Origin of the sequence: Acinetobacter sp. SM34, from assembly GCF_022012365.1 — a bacterium.
In the GTDB taxonomy this organism is placed as follows: domain Bacteria; phylum Pseudomonadota; class Gammaproteobacteria; order Pseudomonadales; family Moraxellaceae; genus Acinetobacter.
Genome location: NZ_JAKLTP010000003.1, coordinates 143146 through 158151, shown reverse-complemented (window position 1 = coordinate 158151; position 15006 = coordinate 143146). Strand labels below are relative to the sequence as shown.

Annotated in this window: 13 protein-coding genes, 2 tRNA genes, 1 other RNA gene and 1 pseudogene; 7 read left to right on the top strand and 10 right to left on the bottom strand. The window is 42.7% G+C overall.

Going from position 1 to position 15006, the window contains the following annotated elements; genetic code table 11:
- The first annotated feature begins 400 nt into the window (after positions 1-400).
- On the top strand, positions 401-1678 hold the full coding sequence (gltA, locus tag LZZ98_RS03870; protein WP_086176257.1) for a citrate synthase: 1278 nt from the start codon (positions 401-403) through the stop codon (positions 1676-1678).
- Positions 1679-1775: 97 nt separating this feature from the next.
- Here the strand turns inward: gltA and LZZ98_RS03865 are convergent, their stop codons facing one another.
- A complete protein-coding gene (locus LZZ98_RS03865) occupies positions 1776-2249 on the bottom strand; it encodes a type IV secretion protein Rhs (protein ID WP_442862683.1) in 474 nt (157 codons plus the stop codon).
- A gap of 263 nt (positions 2250-2512) precedes the next feature.
- On the opposite strand from LZZ98_RS03865, the gene LZZ98_RS03860 reads away from it, so the two are divergent.
- Both LZZ98_RS03860 and LZZ98_RS03855 read left to right on the top strand, forming a co-directional pair.
- The gene (locus LZZ98_RS03860; RefSeq protein WP_237786722.1) at positions 2513-4138 is read left to right on the top strand and encodes an NAD+ synthase; all 1626 of its coding nucleotides are present in this window, start codon (positions 2513-2515) and stop codon (positions 4136-4138) included.
- Positions 4131-5156: a hypothetical protein gene (locus LZZ98_RS03855; RefSeq protein WP_237786721.1), complete on the top strand. Its 1026-nt coding sequence runs from the start codon at positions 4131-4133 to the stop codon at positions 5154-5156. Before LZZ98_RS03860 ends, LZZ98_RS03855 begins: the two co-directional genes overlap by 8 nt.
- 89 nt (positions 5157-5245) lie before the next feature.
- Here LZZ98_RS03855 and LZZ98_RS03850 read toward each other — a convergent pair.
- Positions 5246-5322 (bottom strand) — tRNA-Met (locus LZZ98_RS03850).
- A 177-nt stretch (positions 5323-5499) separates the two neighbouring features.
- On the opposite strand from LZZ98_RS03850, the pseudogene LZZ98_RS03845 reads away from it, so the two are divergent.
- A pseudogene (locus tag LZZ98_RS03845) lies at positions 5500-5909 on the top strand (hypothetical protein).
- Positions 5910-5975: 66 nt separating this feature from the next.
- Here LZZ98_RS03845 and LZZ98_RS03840 read toward each other — a convergent pair.
- The 4 genes from LZZ98_RS03840 to coaD form a co-directional block, all read right to left on the bottom strand.
- Positions 5976-6052: transfer RNA gene (locus LZZ98_RS03840), tRNA-Met, on the bottom strand.
- Between the two features lie 73 nt (positions 6053-6125).
- An RNA gene (gene rnpB, locus LZZ98_RS03835) (RNase P RNA component class A) lies at positions 6126-6509 on the bottom strand.
- A gap of 26 nt (positions 6510-6535) precedes the next feature.
- The gene (locus LZZ98_RS03830) at positions 6536-6799 is read right to left on the bottom strand and encodes a YfhL family 4Fe-4S dicluster ferredoxin (protein ID WP_237786719.1); all 264 of its coding nucleotides are present in this window, start codon (positions 6797-6799) and stop codon (positions 6536-6538) included.
- A 1-nt stretch (position 6800) separates the two neighbouring features.
- Positions 6801-7292, bottom strand: coding sequence for a pantetheine-phosphate adenylyltransferase (gene coaD / locus LZZ98_RS03825; protein ID WP_237786718.1), 492 nt, complete (start codon positions 7290-7292; stop codon positions 6801-6803).
- A 138-nt stretch (positions 7293-7430) separates the two neighbouring features.
- Here coaD and smpB point away from each other — a divergent pair, with 138 nt between their 5' ends.
- Positions 7431-7910, top strand: coding sequence for an SsrA-binding protein SmpB (smpB, locus tag LZZ98_RS03820; RefSeq protein ID WP_131288808.1), 480 nt, complete (start codon positions 7431-7433; stop codon positions 7908-7910).
- A 69-nt stretch (positions 7911-7979) separates the two neighbouring features.
- On the opposite strand, the gene LZZ98_RS03815 is transcribed toward smpB, so the two are convergent.
- Genes LZZ98_RS03815 through rluD form a run of 3 tightly spaced genes read right to left on the bottom strand, consistent with a single transcriptional unit; the run spans position 7980 to position 10415 of the window.
- A complete protein-coding gene (locus LZZ98_RS03815; protein ID WP_237786717.1) occupies positions 7980-8531 on the bottom strand; it encodes a flavodoxin family protein in 552 nt (183 codons plus the stop codon).
- A gap of 39 nt (positions 8532-8570) precedes the next feature.
- Positions 8571-9311 carry a peptidoglycan editing factor PgeF gene (gene pgeF, locus LZZ98_RS03810; RefSeq protein ID WP_237786716.1) on the bottom strand — a complete coding sequence of 247 codons (741 nt, stop codon included), beginning with the start codon at positions 9309-9311 and terminating at the stop codon, positions 8571-8573.
- A 51-nt stretch (positions 9312-9362) separates the two neighbouring features.
- Entirely contained in the window at positions 9363-10415 is a 1053-nt protein-coding gene (rluD, locus tag LZZ98_RS03805; RefSeq protein ID WP_237786715.1) for a 23S rRNA pseudouridine(1911/1915/1917) synthase RluD, read from the bottom strand.
- A gap of 71 nt (positions 10416-10486) precedes the next feature.
- Between rluD and LZZ98_RS03800 the strand changes: the two genes are divergently transcribed.
- Both LZZ98_RS03800 and LZZ98_RS03795 read left to right on the top strand, forming a co-directional pair.
- Positions 10487-11518, top strand: coding sequence for an outer membrane protein assembly factor BamD (locus tag LZZ98_RS03800; protein WP_237786714.1), 1032 nt, complete (start codon positions 10487-10489; stop codon positions 11516-11518).
- Positions 11519-11719: 201 nt separating this feature from the next.
- Positions 11720-13627: a DNA primase gene (locus LZZ98_RS03795; RefSeq protein ID WP_237786713.1), complete on the top strand. Its 1908-nt coding sequence runs from the start codon at positions 11720-11722 to the stop codon at positions 13625-13627.
- A 22-nt stretch (positions 13628-13649) separates the two neighbouring features.
- Here LZZ98_RS03795 and hemA read toward each other — a convergent pair whose 3' ends face one another.
- Positions 13650-14939, bottom strand: coding sequence for a glutamyl-tRNA reductase (hemA, locus tag LZZ98_RS03790; protein ID WP_237786712.1), 1290 nt, complete (start codon positions 14937-14939; stop codon positions 13650-13652).
- Between the last annotated feature and the right edge of the window lie 67 nt (positions 14940-15006).

Below are 15006 nucleotides of genomic sequence, written 5' to 3'. Positions count from 1 at the left end.
CTTTTAATTATGACCAAGAAAACAACAACAAAAACACCAGAAAGAGGTAAGTTACGAAAATTCTAATCATTTAGAATATAAAAACCAACAAATAGCCGGGATTTATCAGAGTTTTTAAGAATTAAAAATTGCTTACAATTCAAACAACATGCATATTTTTTTCTGCAACTTATTTTCATTTGACATATTATACTGCGTCGATACTGATATTTTCCTTTTCGCTACTGGATTATTTTTGACCAAATCCCTGTGAGAGCGTCTCTTTTTATCCATAAGTATAATTGACAAAATTTCAGTACTCACTAATCTTATAGCAAATTTTTGACCCGTCTGATTCGCGCATTAAAAGATTAGTACTACGAGTCAGATAAAACATTCACCAGGACAGGAGATCTATTGAATGTCTGAAGCAACTGGCAAAAAAGCCGTTTTACAGCTTGATGGCAAAGAAATTGAATTACCAATTTACAGCGGCACATTGGGCCCAGATGTAATCGACGTTAAAGATGTGTTGGCCGCAGGTCACTTTACTTTTGATCCTGGTTTTATGGCAACAGCTGCATGTGAATCTAAAATCACATTCATCGATGGTAACAAAGGTGTTCTTCTACACCGCGGTTACCCAATCGACCAGCTTGCAACTAAAGCAGACTATCTAGAAACTTGCTACTTATTGTTAAACGGCGAACTTCCAACAGCTGAACAAAAAGTAGAATTTGATGCTAAAGTTCGTAACCACACTATGGTTCACGACCAAGTTAGCCGTTTCTTCAATGGTTTCCGTCGTGACGCTCACCCGATGGCAATTATGGTTGGTGTAGTTGGTGCGCTTTCTGCGTTCTATCACAACAACTTGGACATCGAAGATGTTAACCACCGTGAAATTACTGCAATCCGCTTGATTGCTAAAGTTCCTACACTAGCAGCTTGGAGCTACAAATATACAGTTGGTCAACCATTCGTTTACCCACGTAACGACTTGAGCTACGCTGAAAACTTCTTGTACATGATGTTTGCTACTCCTGCAGACAAAGACTACAAAGTTAACCCAATTCTTGCTAAAGCAATGGACCGTATCTTTACGCTTCATGCTGACCACGAACAAAACGCGTCTACTTCTACAGTACGTTTAGCGGGTTCTACTGGTGCTAACCCTTACGCATGTATCGCTGCAGGTATTTCTGCTCTTTGGGGTCCTGCTCACGGTGGCGCGAACGAAGCCGTTCTTAAGATGCTTGATGAAATCGGCACTGTAGAAAACGTTGCTGGCTTCATGGAAAAAGTGAAAACTAAAGAAGTTAAACTTATGGGCTTCGGTCACCGAGTTTATAAAAACTTCGATCCACGTGCGAAAGTAATGAAAGAAACTTGTGATGAAGTTCTTGCTGCTCTTGGTATCAACGATCCACAACTTGCTTTGGCTATGGAACTTGAACGTATCGCGCTTTCTGACGAATATTTCATCAAGCGTAACTTATACCCTAACGTAGACTTCTACTCAGGTATCATCCTTAAAGCGATTGGTATCCCGACTGAAATGTTTACTGTAATCTTCGCTCTTGCACGTACTGTTGGCTGGATCAGCCACTGGTTAGAAATGCACAGCGGCCCTTACAAAATCGGTCGTCCACGTCAGCTTTACACTGGTGAAGTTCAACGTGACATCCAAGGTCGTTAATTCTTCAAGAATTGATGATTTAAAAAACCACCCTTTCGGGTGGTTTTTTAATGCCTGTAATAAAATAATTTAAAGTATTTGATAAACCAGATAAAAATCAGGCTTTTTGCATCAAAAAGGGAATACAGGCTTCATATGCACCGCACTCTTCGCCACGCGTTTTTTTAATAAAATAGTCCTGCACCATCTGCGCCTGCTGCTCTACTCCATATTGCAAAAACTGTTTACCCTGCTCCAGTACATAATGATATTTACGGTCAAATAGCGCTTTACGCACCACCGCCAAACCTTGCTGAATTTGCCAAACATGGGTTAACTCATGAATAAACCAGGATTGTTGCCCCAGCGGCATTTTGGAGAAATCTTCACACCAGTTCTTCGGATTGAAATAAATATGCCCGTTCGGGCTGATTGCATAATTCTTCAAAACAGCGCGATGTGCCACGATGCAAATAGCATCCAGCTGCAAATGAGGCCCAAAAACAGACTCCGCAAGCCTTCTCTCACCTGCGCTCAGCTTTCGGCTTTTAATTTCAAACAAGCGATTAAATCTTTGCCAAATAGCTTTCATAAAAATGTCATTGTGCCTCATCACCACTACAAATGAACCGCTTGTTCATTTTCTCATGATCGCTGTAGCTTTTTGTCTAAATTCGGATTTTTTTTTGTTTTTTTCTCTACAAATGACTCAATTCGTATATAGTATCGGATTGCTAATTATTGATTAATTCTTCTTTTTGTTTTGTTTATTATCGCATACACAGCGTTGAATCAATAACCATAAACAATCATCAGTCTGTGTATACATCCCTATAGGTATAGGATTAAGTTGGAATGAAAAGTTTTAAAATTGCCCTTGCACAATTCTCTCCGCATATTGGCAATATCGAAGCAAATGCTCAAAAAATGCTTGAACAGGTGAATGAAGCCAAAAAACAAAAAGCTGATTTAATTATCTTCCCAGAGCTTTCAACATTAGGCTACCCTGCAGAAGACTTGTTACTTCGCCCTAGCTTGGTGAAACGTACGCAGAAAGCATTTGAACAATTAAGCCAAGTCAAAGATATTGTGATGGTGTTTGGTTTCGTTAATCAAACTGAAGATGGTCAGCGTTATAACGCGGCTGCCGTAATGAAAGATGGTCAAGTTCTTGGAATCTATAACAAGCAAAACTTGCCAAACTACAGTGTATTTGATGAAAAACGCTATTTTAATGAAGGACATCAGCATCTGGTATTTGAATACCTAGGTCATAAGTTTGGTGTGCTGATTTGTGAAGATATCTGGTCACTCAACACTGTACACCAATTGTCTCAGCTCAATGTTGAAACTGCTTTAGTGTTAAATGCTTCACCTTATGAAGTCGGCAAACCTCAGCACCGTCTGAGCACCATGAGTGAGCTGGCTAAACAATTGAACATTAATCTGGTTTATGCCAACCAGGTTGGTGGTCAAGATGATCTAATCTTTGACGGCACCAGTTTCGTGATCAATAAAGATGGCGGTATTGCCTTACAAGCGCCAAGCTTTAAAGAAGATCTTTATTACGCGGAATACGAAGCTGAACAAAAAGCCTTCACTGTTGGGCAAGTTACCCCTGTGCTGGATACCATGGCCGAAATTTATCAAGGTCTGGTTTTGGCAACCCGTGATTATGTTCAGCGCTCTGGTTTTCCTGGCGTCATTCTTGGTTTATCCGGCGGGATCGACTCTGCATTAACACTGGCGATCGCCGTAGATGCCATTGGTGCAGATAAAGTCCAGGCGGTGATGATGCCCTATACCTATACTGCGCAAATCAGTGTGGAAGATGCAGCTGCACAGGCGAAAAATATGGGTGTGACTTTTGGTATTGCCGAAATCAACCCTATTGTGAACAGCTTCATGCAAACCCTGTATCCATTCTTTGGCAACAGCCCTGCTGATGCGACTGAAGAAAACCTGCAAGCGCGCGCTCGTGGCACTTTGTTGATGGGCTTGTCGAACAAGTTTGGCAATATGGTACTGTCTACCGGCAACAAATCTGAACTTTCTGTAGGATACTGCACCCTGTACGGCGATATGGTCGGTGGTTATGCAGTTCTTAAAGATGTATATAAAACCATTGTGTTTGAACTGGCTAAATACCGTAACAGCATTGCCGATGCGCCAGTCATTCCGGAACGTGTGATTACCCGTCCACCTTCTGCAGAACTTCGTCCTGACCAGAAAGACCAGGATTCATTACCGGCGTATGAAGTGCTTGATGCTATTCTTTATGCTTATATTGAAGAAGATATGAGTCAGGATGACATCATTGCCAAAGGTTTTGATGCAGAGGTGGTCAAGAAAGTGATTCGTTTGGTAGACCGTAACGAATATAAACGCCGTCAAGCTGCGATTGGTCCACGTATTAGTCCACGTACATTTGGCCGCGAACGCCGCTATCCAATCATGAATGGATGGGCACCAGGTGTCTAAGCAGGACCTAGCCCAACAGTTTGCTCAAGCACTTATGCTTGAGCAAACCCTTTTTATAAAAAAACAATTATTAGCAGAACAAAATAATCCCTATATCGAAAAATTTGTTCATTATCTTTATACCCATTCCGAACAGGTTTTGTTAAAACAGGTCATCACATTTCAGTCTTTACAAGAGGTGGTTCAAAAATATGCCTTTGAATTGAATCTAGGTGCTGAAATTTTAGAGTTCATCGGGGTTGTTTCTCAAAGAATTCATCAGCTGGCAATGAACAGCCAGACTCAAATCAACGCGCTGCTTTCAGATGAAAATTTTGAATTATGGATGTACAAGATTCTTGAACTGGACCAATTGCGTCATTACATCCATGACAGCTTGCAGCACAATCCGCAAGTCAAGCATGTCAGCTTACAACTGGCCAATCAGATTCTTGAAAGCAATACGCCATGGCTGGATCATCTACGCAAGCTCAATACCCATCAACAAGGTTTGGGTTCTAAAATACTCAGTTTTATTCAAGACCAGCAACAGGCTATTGAGCTCAAACTGGAGCAGCAACTTGCTCACGCTCTGGTCAAACAGCTTGCCAACCTGTTTTTACTGCCGAATGAAGAGCTGGCAGATATCAGCCTGCATTTATGGGAAGATATTAAGCAAAGAACCCTACAAGAAGCTTTTTCTCAATTTCAGGCCATCGACTTTGAAGAGTTCTTCATCTTGGTCTATGAAACATGGCGACAGCTCAGACAAGGTGAATACCTACAGCAAGTAGTTCTGGATGTGGTTGCAGGTTTTTATGATTACTTTGCCGACTACGACCTACAGGAACTGTTGCAATCTGTAGGATTGAATGAAGAAGATTTATATCAAGAAACACGACGCTTTTTACCCTACACTCTTCAGGCTTTGGAACAACAGGGTTTATTGGATGGCATTATTCAGGAATTGATTTCACCCTTCTATTCAAGTGAAAGCACCCATCAATTTATTGAGCAGTTCATTCAGGAAAAATTGTAAGTTTCTTTTATATGTGGCCATTTAGTTATGGCACTCACTTTTTTAACCCACAAAAAAAGAGACCATGCTGAGAGCATGGTCTATAAAAATGGTGGCTATGACGAGACTTGAACTTGTGACCCCCGCATTATGAGTGCGGTGCTCTAACCAACTGAGCTACATAGCCGTAAACTGTGTGCGCATTATCTAAATTTCAGAGATTAGCGTCAAGCCCTTTATTTGATGAGTGTTCAGAGTTTGAGCACTTTATTTCTTTTCAGTTAATATTTAAGCAAAACTACCATTTATTCATGCTATTTTTTCTTTAATCTCATCAACAAAGCATTTAAAAGTCTAGATAAAGATACCTCAATTCAAATTCATCGCTATCAGTTTAATCACGTTGACCACCACAGCCTGCCAACTGATTTCACCTTTGTTTGTGAACTACAATGGGGTACGTATGGATGTGTAGCACGTTGGATCAACAATCAGTAGCTTCTGAGCATGCAACAAAAACGCAGTCTTGCCCAGCTGAGTAAAGCACAACAAAAACTTTATCGAATTGAACAGATTCCGCAAGATCAGAAATTAGCCATTGCCACGCAAAACCAGATTGCCTTACATTGCGCCCAGCTCCATGTTTCAGAACATAAAATAAATCAACTGCAACTGATTGTATTTGGCAAAGATAAAAAGCAACAGATTCTGGAAAAATATGATCAAGAATTTCCGAAAGTAAAACTCGAGGCTAGTGCAATTCAATGTGAATAATAATTTTTTAAGATAAATTTTACGCATAAAAAAAGACCACGCTTTTAGAAACGTGGTCTATTAAAATGGTGGCTATGACGGGACTTGAACCTGTGACCCCCGCATTATGAGTGCGGTGCTCTAACCAACTGAGCTACATAGCCAAAACTGTGCGCATATTATCTATTTCAGGTAACTTTATGTCAAGAAATATCACGCAATAATTATAAAAAAATCTGGTGAAGTGAGCCGATAAGCCGGGTTCTGTCGTGAACGATCATTCCTCTAGGCGTACAATCACTCGTACGCTCAAGCGACCTACCCGAATCCAGCACGGGCCGTGCCTGAAGGATTCCTATTTGGTCTTGCTTCTGGTGGGGTTTACCTTGCCGTGAACTGTTACCAGACACGCGGTGCGCTCTTACCGCACCCTTTCACCCTTACCATCTCTCTTGGTCTCCCCGAAAGGAAATTGCAAAGATGGCGGTCTACTCTCTGCTGCACTTGCCGTCGGCTTTCACCGCCCAGGCGTTACCTGGCACCCTGCCCTATGAAGCCCGGACTTTCCTCCCCTGCTTCAATCACGGAGATTTCCACAGCAGCGATCGTCTGGCTCACTTCGGGGCGTATGCTAACAAATTTCAGCATTAATTACTGGTGCTTTTTTGTGCAATCAGCTTTTTATATTTTTCCATCAGCTCATCTTGCGATTCCACATGCTGGGGATCATGCGGAATACAGTCGACTGGACAGAATAATTGACACTGCGGTTGATCATGATGCCCGACACATTCGGTACATAAATCAGGGTGAATTTCATAAATGACTTCACCCATAAATATTGCCTCATTCGGGCACACCGGCTCACAGACATCACAATTGATGCATTCATCGGTAATATATAAAGACACGCTACCAACCTTGCTGCTGTTTCCGCTTAAAGGCTTCAACCACAGCTTGCGGTACAAACTGGGTCACATCACCATTTAAACGTGCTATTTCACGTACCAACGTAGATGAAATAAATGAATATTGTTCTGAAGGGGTTAAAAACACCGCTTCAAAATTTGAATCTAGTCGACGGTTCATATTAGCCAACTGAAATTCGTACTCAAAGTCAGAGACGGCGCGCAAACCACGTAGCACCGCAGTGGCTTTTTGTTCATTAAAGAAATTGACCAACAAACCATCAAAACCTACAAATTCAACATTGTCCAAATGGCTAAGCGATGCTTTTGCCAACTCTACGCGTTCTTGCAAACTAAACACCGGGTTTTTATGATGACCAATGGCAATCGCGACCACGACTTCATCAAACATTTTTGATGCACGTGTCACAAGGTCAATATGGCCGTTGGTGATTGGATCAAAAGTTCCCGGATAAATCACGCGAGTTTTAGACATCCATTTGTACCCTGTTTGTTATGTAGAACTGTATTTTAGCAAAATCTTGATTTATTGGTGAAGAAACTCCATTAATTTAAAAACTTCAACTCAATTCAAGATGCGGTACAATAGCAGTAAGTTTGGAAGTATCAGATTATGGCGAAAGCAAGTATTGTAGTTAAAAAAAATAACGGCGGCACGATTGCACTCAACAAACGTGCACGCCACGATTATTTTATTGAAGAAAAATTTGAAGCGGGGCTTTCTTTACAAGGTTGGGAAGTCAAATCAATGCGTGCAGGTCGCATGACCATTGTAGAAAGCTATATTACCTTTAAAAATGGTGAAGCCTTCTTGTTTGGTGCACAAGTTCAGCCTTTGCTGAGTGCATCCACACACGTCGTTCCTGAAGCAACGCGTACACGTAAACTTTTGCTGAACCGCCGTGAAATTGAAAAGCTCATGGGTGCGATTAACCAAAAAGGTTATTCCTGTGTGCCATTGGCATGTTATTGGAAAGGTCCAAATGCCAAGCTGGAAATTGCCTTGGTTAAAGGTAAACAGTTACATGACAAGCGTGCCACAGAAAAAGATCGTGACTGGCAACGCGATAAGGCCCGGATTTTCCATAAATAATCCATAAATAATTTTGCATCAATAAAAAAACCTCCAACTAAGGAGGTTTTTTTTGATATTCAAAAATGATTATTTGAATTTATTCAACAACAGCGCAACATATTCACCAAACCAGATTGCCGTATCCAAGTCACCTTGGGGAGGCGTCACTTCAATAGGTGCATTATCGGACTGGGTCATCAACCCCAAAAAACTCGACATCCGGTTTAAGTCCTGTGTACTGCGCCCGGTGGGCATCATCGGCAAACCGGTCCACAACATGCCATGCTGCATGGCAAACAGGTTAATCTGTTGCAATACTGCCAGCTTATCTCCGCTTAAACCGCCACCATTGGTGAAACCGGCCGCGATCTTGCCTTGCCAGGTGCGTGCCAACCAGCGTTTGGAAGATTGCTCCATAAACTGTTTCAAGCCAGAGGTAATGCTGCCCATATAGGTAGGACAACCCAACATGATCGCATCGGCCTGATCCAGCACCTCCCAATCCACCTGTTCAATGTTCATGCAGTGCACATGAATACCCGCTTGCTTGGCACCTTGTGTAATAAAAGAAGCAACCTTTGCGGTATGTCCATATGGGCTGTGATAAACGATGGCAAGCGATTTAGAAGATAAAGACATATCAATAAAAACAATAAATTTTAATCAAGTTTAACAGTTTCAAGCCATAAACACGAATGTCGCCATGCGTCCTGTTTTGGCTTCACGGCGATAGGAAAAATATTCCCCTGTCTGCTGATAGCTGCATTGATCGCCTCCCAGCACCAGCTCAACACCGTGTTGCTTTAAGATAAACCGTGCAATAGCGTATAAGTCTGCATAAAACTTACCCGCTTTTTCACCGGCTTTAAAAGCACTGTCCAGTTCAGGATATTTGGAGCAAAAAGCCGTTTTGACTTCTTCACCAATTTCAAAACAAGGCTGACTGATCGCAGCGCCTAACCATGCCCACGTCGGCTGAGTTTGCATGGTCGCAATAGTATTTTCCACAATACCACCCGCCAGACCACGCCAACCGGCATGGAGATTCGCGATTTCCGTGCCATCTGCATTGCCAAGCACGACAGGCAAACAATCGGCCGTCATCATCATTAAAGCATGTGCTTTACGCTGTGTGACCAGACCATCTCCTTCCAAGGCCAGAAAAAGAATTTCTTCATTGATGCTATGGCAGATGGTGCTATGCGTTTGTGTCATCCAGGTGACTTTATCGACGCCAAATTCAGCAAACTGTTGCAGCAAGGCCATACGGTGCTGTTGTACACGTTTTGCGTCATCATGGACATGCAATGCCAGGTTAAATCCAGCCAGTTCAGGTTGAGCTGAGGCCAGCGTTTTTTCATGATGCACGCGAGTCTGCCCAACATATACACCTTGTGGAAGCCCTTGAACAAATTGCATGTTTATTTCCTTGTGCTTTTCCCTATGATTCATACCCAGCCTTAAAACAGCTTAATAGGCTTTATTTTCACTGCGCAATACCTCAACCAGTTGTGCGAAGTCATCTGACCATGGCGCTTCAAACATCATTTCTTCACCGCTACGAGGATGAACTAGGCCAAGTTTGGCTGCATGCAAGGCCTGACGTCTAAAGTTACGTAAAGTATCACCCAGCAATTCTGAAGCACCTGCCGGTACACGAACACGGCTCATATAGACCGGATCACCAACCAGACCAAAGCCCAAATAACTAAAATGTACACGAATCTGATGGGTACGACCGGTTTCCAGACGCGCCTGCACACGGGTAAAATGCTGGAAACGCTCTTTGACATTGTAATGAGTGACCGCATCTCGACCACCTGGCAAAACTGCCATTTTCACGCGATCTACCGGATGGCGCTTGATTGGCTCATCAATGGTACCGCCAGCAATAATATTGCCGTAAACAATCAGGTCATAGACCCGGTAAACCGATTTCTTCGCCAATTGCTTACTTAAAGAAAATTGCGCTTCCAGATTTTTTGCCACCACCAGCAAACCACTGGTGTCTTTATCAATACGGTGCACCAGACCGGCGCGTGCCAGTTCGGCAGATTTTGGATAATGATAAAGCAAGGCATTGACCAAAGTACCCGAGCTGTTTCCAGCCCCCGGATGAACCACCATGCCAACCGGTTTGTTAATGACAATAATATCGTCATCTTCATACACCACATTTAAGGGAATATTTTCCGGCTGGCTTGTGGTTTGAACTTCCAGCTCAACATCGAGCGTTAACAGCTCATTGCCTTCACATTTATACTTAGGTTTAACAGTGTTACCATTTACCAACAAATGACCATCTTTCAGCCACTGCTTTAATTTTTCACGGGAAAAATCATTCCAGATTAACGCTGCAACCTGATCGATACGTTGCCCCAAATAGCTTTCATCCAATTGAAATTGCAACGATAAACGTGTTGCAGTTGAGTCTGAAGTATGGTTATCTGCATCCTCAGAATCTTCAAGTAAATTGAAATCAGTTTCAGGGACATTAGAATTAGAAGATTGTGCTTGACTCATTTGCTCATTCAGACAAAAGTGGTTTAATAGTGCAATTGTAGCTCATTGCCCGTATTAACAGAGGAATTTTTATGTCGTTACCACGTTATAAAATGACAATGCTTGCTTTATCTTTAGGCGTTGCGTCGGCAATAGTGGGCTGTAGCAGTAATCCAAAGAAAGATGTGGTGGACACAGGACCGCAGTCTAGCGAACAAGTTTATATTCAAAAAGCAGAAAAAGCCCTTGAACGTGGTCAATATACCGACGCGGCCAAACATCTTGAAGCCATAGATACCTATTACCCTACAGGTGAATATGCGCAACAAGCACAATTAGAATTGTTGTACGTTAAATTTCAACAAAAAGATTATGAGGGTGCAATTGCCCTTGCCGAACGTTTTATTCGTTTAAATCCGCAACATCCAAATGTGGACTATGCCTACTATGTTCGTGGCGTGGCGAATATGGAACAGAACTACGATAGTCTATTGCGTTATACCTCATTAAAGCAGGCTCACCGTGATGTGAGCTATTTAAAAGTCGCTTATCAGAACTTTGTCGATTTCATCCGTCGTTTCCCATCCAGCACCTATGCAGTAGATGCAGCACAGCGCATGAAGTTTATTGGCAATGAACTGGCTGAAAGTGAAATGAACGCAGCACGTTTTAATATTAAACGTAAAGCCTGGCTAGCGGCTATTGAACGTTCACAATGGGTAGTCGAACACTATCCACAAACACCTCAAGTTCCTGAAGCTTTAGCGACCATGGCTTATGGCTATGACAAGCTAGGCGATACGCAAACTTCACAGCAATACGTTGAAGTGTTAAAGCTGAATTATCCACATCTGGTTAAAGCAGATGGTAGCGTGAATATGCGTGCCGCACATGGTGAAGGTAGCTGGTTTAACCGCGCTACTTTAGGTGTTTTTGGTCGTGAAGCGCAAAACTCTACCGAAGCAGAGCAACAGCAAATTTCAGAACAGCCTGAAAAGCGCAGTCTCACCAATCGTTTAAGTTTTGGTTTGCTGGATCGTCCTAAAACTGAAAGCAGCATTCCTCCTGCACCAGAGCAACAACCTCAACCAGAAACACCGACTGAAGCACCAGCCGCAAAATAAGCGTAGCTTAATCGGTCGCATTTTCATGAAGGGCAAGTTATCATACTTGCCCTTTTGTTATTTCAATGCGTCATATTGATCATTTTGCGCAAAAGGTATACAAATTAACTTTTAACCGAATCACGCAATTTTAACTTGCGTACATTCTGACAGCTTATTTGTCAGTCATTTATAGATAGATCACAACCCGATTGCATACCTATGGCTATTCCTCAACACACGATTGATCAAATCCTGGATCGTACCGATATTGTCGATCTGATTGGTCAGCGCGTGAAACTCAAGAAAACCGGTCGCACCTATTCAGGATGCTGCCCTTTTCATCAGGAAAAATCGCCATCTTTTCATGTCTATCGCGACAAGCAATATTTTCATTGTTTTGGCTGCCAGGCCAACGGCAACGCCATTCGCTTTTTAATGGATATTGACGGTCGTAACTTTATCGACGTGATGAAGGATCTGTCGAGCCGAACCGGGATTGAACTACCGAAAGACAATAACGACAGCAATAAAATCAAATATAAACGTGAAGCAGCAAAACCTGCTCCCACATTACAGGTGCAAGAAAAGCCGAAAAGCACCGCCGATCAAACGGTAGATGCAGCACCTGTAGCGAATTTTGATCCTTTTGCAGAATTTCAGGCTCAAGAAACCGAATACTATGGCGATCCCTTTGCATCCTTTGAACAGATGCCAATGGAAGAAACCGCACAAGACGGCAACCTGTTTGATTTACTGGAAAATATTGCCCAGTATTACCAACGTCAATTACCTCAAAACGCCAGTGCACAGCAGTATTTTAAGCAGCGTGGCTTAAGTGCAGAGACCATTGATTATTGGCGCTTAGGCTATGCACCCGAGGATTGGCAACACCTTGAAAAGGCCTTTCCACAAGATCTCGAAGGCTTAAAATTGCTGGGTCTGATCCGTACCAGTGACAATGGCCGTGATTTTGACCTGCTGCGTGACCGGGTGATTTTCCCGATCCGAGATGCTAAAGGACGTGTAGTCGGTTTTGGTGGTCGTGCCTTAAATGATGAAATCAAGCCCAAGTACATCAACTCGCCTGACTCTGAAGTATTCCATAAAAACCAGTTACTGTATGGTTTATATGAAGGCCGCAAACAGAAAGCCCAAGACTGGCTGATGGTTGAAGGTTATATGGATGTGATTGCCTTGCAGCAATATGGTATTGCTGGAGCCGTCGCAACACTAGGTACAGCAAGTAACACCGAACACCTGAATATTTTATTCAAGCAGAATAACCGTATCACGATTGCTTTTGATGGAGATGCAGCTGGACAAAAAGCTGCCCGTCGTACTTTGGAAATAGCCCTGCCGCTGCTGAATGATGGCCGTGAACTGAAGTTTTTTGTACTGCCCAATGATCACGATCCGGATTCTCTGATTCGCCGTGAAGGCATTGAAAGCTTTCAACGCATGTTGCAAGCCGCGCCTTTATTGTCCGAGTTTGTTTTTGCGCATTTAACTCAAAATCATAACAGCACATCGCCTGAAGGTAAAAGTCAGGTCATGGGTGAGTTAAAACAGCTCACTGAACTGCTACCAAAACATGGCTCTTATCGTTATTTACTACAGCAATATTTCCGTGAAAAGCTCGGTTATAGCCGCAAATGGCAGCCGCAAATTAACAATGATGCATCCTTAAGTTTTAGCACCAAGATTGATGCTGAAGAATATGTGATTGCGATTTTGATGAATCACCCCTATCTGTATATTCATTTTGAACCGCTGCGGGCATTGATTTCACCTGATCAGCTGCTGTTTAAAATTTTAAATATCTTGAATATTATTTTTGATGATTTACCCGATGATACCGAGCTGTCACAGTATTATGTATTAGGGGCCTGCGCAGCTTATCACCATGACTTGCAACATATTTTACTGCAAGCCAATATCAGTGATTACACCTCTTCACCTGAGCAGGCCGATAAACTGGCGGAAGATTTCTCCATTAAACTGCAATACCAATGCCTGCAACAAAAACTTAAATCGAAGAAATTTGCCAGCATTGCCGAAATGCGCAATCTGAAACAGAAAATTTATGAGATTGATAAAAAACGCTCGCTGACCCTGTTAGAAGAATAAGCGAGCCGCAGTCACTTACTGCTTATGATTCGTGCTTGGTGTTACGCCGTTTGGCAAATACATCTTCTAATTGATCACGCAGCGATTCGAAATAACCCGGATCTTCAGCCTTGGCGGCTTGTCGCAATAAGATAGACGTCGGATGCAGTAATTTTTGTGTCAGGCGATGCGACAATTCCTGTAAAACCTGCTCCGGATTGTCACCACTGGCCATACGAGACATCGCCAAAGCCAGTTCTTCTTGTCGAAGTGCTTCACCCTGTTCACGATAAGCTTGAATGGTACTACCAGCTTTTTTAATTTTTTGCTGGGTCAGTAACTCTGTAGCTAACTGATTGACCATTACCTCTGCTTCAACTGCAGCTTGGCGACGTTGGGCCAGATTGTCATCAATCACGCTCTGTAAATCATCGACGCCATACAGATAGACACCATCTAGAGATTCAACTTTGGGATCGATATCGCGAGGAACAGCCAAATCAACCAACAGCATTTGTTGATAGCGACGTTTTTTTAAAGCTGTCTTGACATCTTGATATGAAATGACCTGATGCAAACTACCGGTACAGCTGGAAATGACATCTGCACGGTGCAAATTTGCAGCCAGTTCAGAAAATTCAATAATTTCTACATCGACACGATGGGCAATTTCTTGTGCCAAGGTTTCAGCACGAGCACGGGTCCGATTGCAAATCAAAACCTTACCCACGCCCATTTCCGCCAGATGTTTCGCCACCAGACTATTCATTTCACCTGCAGCAACCACCATCACGGTCAGCTTTTCTGGTTTGCTAAATACTTGCAAGGCCAACTGGGCAACCGCATAGCCCATAGAAACCGCATGGCTACCCACAGCAGTTTCCGAACGCACACGTTTCGCTGCATAAAAGGCATATTCAAAAATACCGTTCAAGTTTGCAGAAACAGTATTTGCATCTTTAGCCAGAGAAAGTGCAGACTTTACTTGTCCTAAAATTTGCGGTTCACCCAGCATCAAGGAATCCAATCCACTGGCAACTCGCATCAGATGCGTTACAGCCTGTGCATTTTCATAGCGATAGACATGATTAAATAATTGTTTAGCATCTATGCCATTTGCTTGGGCGAGCCAATTCATTACCATATCTGCGTTTTCAGACATGGCATAAACTTCGGTGCGGTTACAGGTAGACACCACGACCATATCGTTCAGGTCATGTTTTTGGCTTTGTAGGCTAAGCAATTGCATTAATTTTTCAGGATTAAATGCAATCTGCTCACGCAGTTCTACAGAAGCGGTTTGATGGTTGACACCCAATGCAAAGAAAGACATATCAGATCATCATTTCGCTAAATTTATGCTATTGTGCGGTATTGGTGTCATAAAAAGCATTACTTGG

What these genes read in the sequence shown, in the direction of transcription:
- LZZ98_RS03800 (WP_237786714.1), top strand. Translation starts at nt 10,487, where the DNA reads ATGTCGTTACCACGTTATAAAATGACAATGCTTGCTTTATCTTTAGGC.
- rluD (WP_237786715.1), bottom strand. Translation starts at nt 10,415, where the DNA reads ATGAGTCAAGCACAATCTTCTAATTCTAATGTCCCTGAAACTGATTTC.
- hemA (WP_237786712.1), bottom strand. Translation starts at nt 14,939, where the DNA reads ATGTCTTTCTTTGCATTGGGTGTCAACCATCAAACCGCTTCTGTAGAA.
- coaD (WP_237786718.1), bottom strand. Translation starts at nt 7,292, where the DNA reads ATGTCTAAAACTCGCGTGATTTATCCGGGAACTTTTGATCCAATCACC.
- smpB (WP_131288808.1), top strand. Translation starts at nt 7,431, where the DNA reads ATGGCGAAAGCAAGTATTGTAGTTAAAAAAAATAACGGCGGCACGATT.
- gltA (WP_086176257.1), top strand. Translation starts at nt 401, where the DNA reads ATGTCTGAAGCAACTGGCAAAAAAGCCGTTTTACAGCTTGATGGCAAA.
- LZZ98_RS03865 (WP_442862683.1), bottom strand. Translation starts at nt 2,249, where the DNA reads ATGAAAGCTATTTGGCAAAGATTTAATCGCTTGTTTGAAATTAAAAGC.
- LZZ98_RS03860 (WP_237786722.1), top strand. Translation starts at nt 2,513, where the DNA reads ATGAAAAGTTTTAAAATTGCCCTTGCACAATTCTCTCCGCATATTGGC.
- pgeF (WP_237786716.1), bottom strand. Translation starts at nt 9,311, where the DNA reads ATGCAATTTGTTCAAGGGCTTCCACAAGGTGTATATGTTGGGCAGACT.
- LZZ98_RS03795 (WP_237786713.1), top strand. Translation starts at nt 11,720, where the DNA reads ATGGCTATTCCTCAACACACGATTGATCAAATCCTGGATCGTACCGAT.
- LZZ98_RS03815 (WP_237786717.1), bottom strand. Translation starts at nt 8,531, where the DNA reads ATGTCTTTATCTTCTAAATCGCTTGCCATCGTTTATCACAGCCCATAT.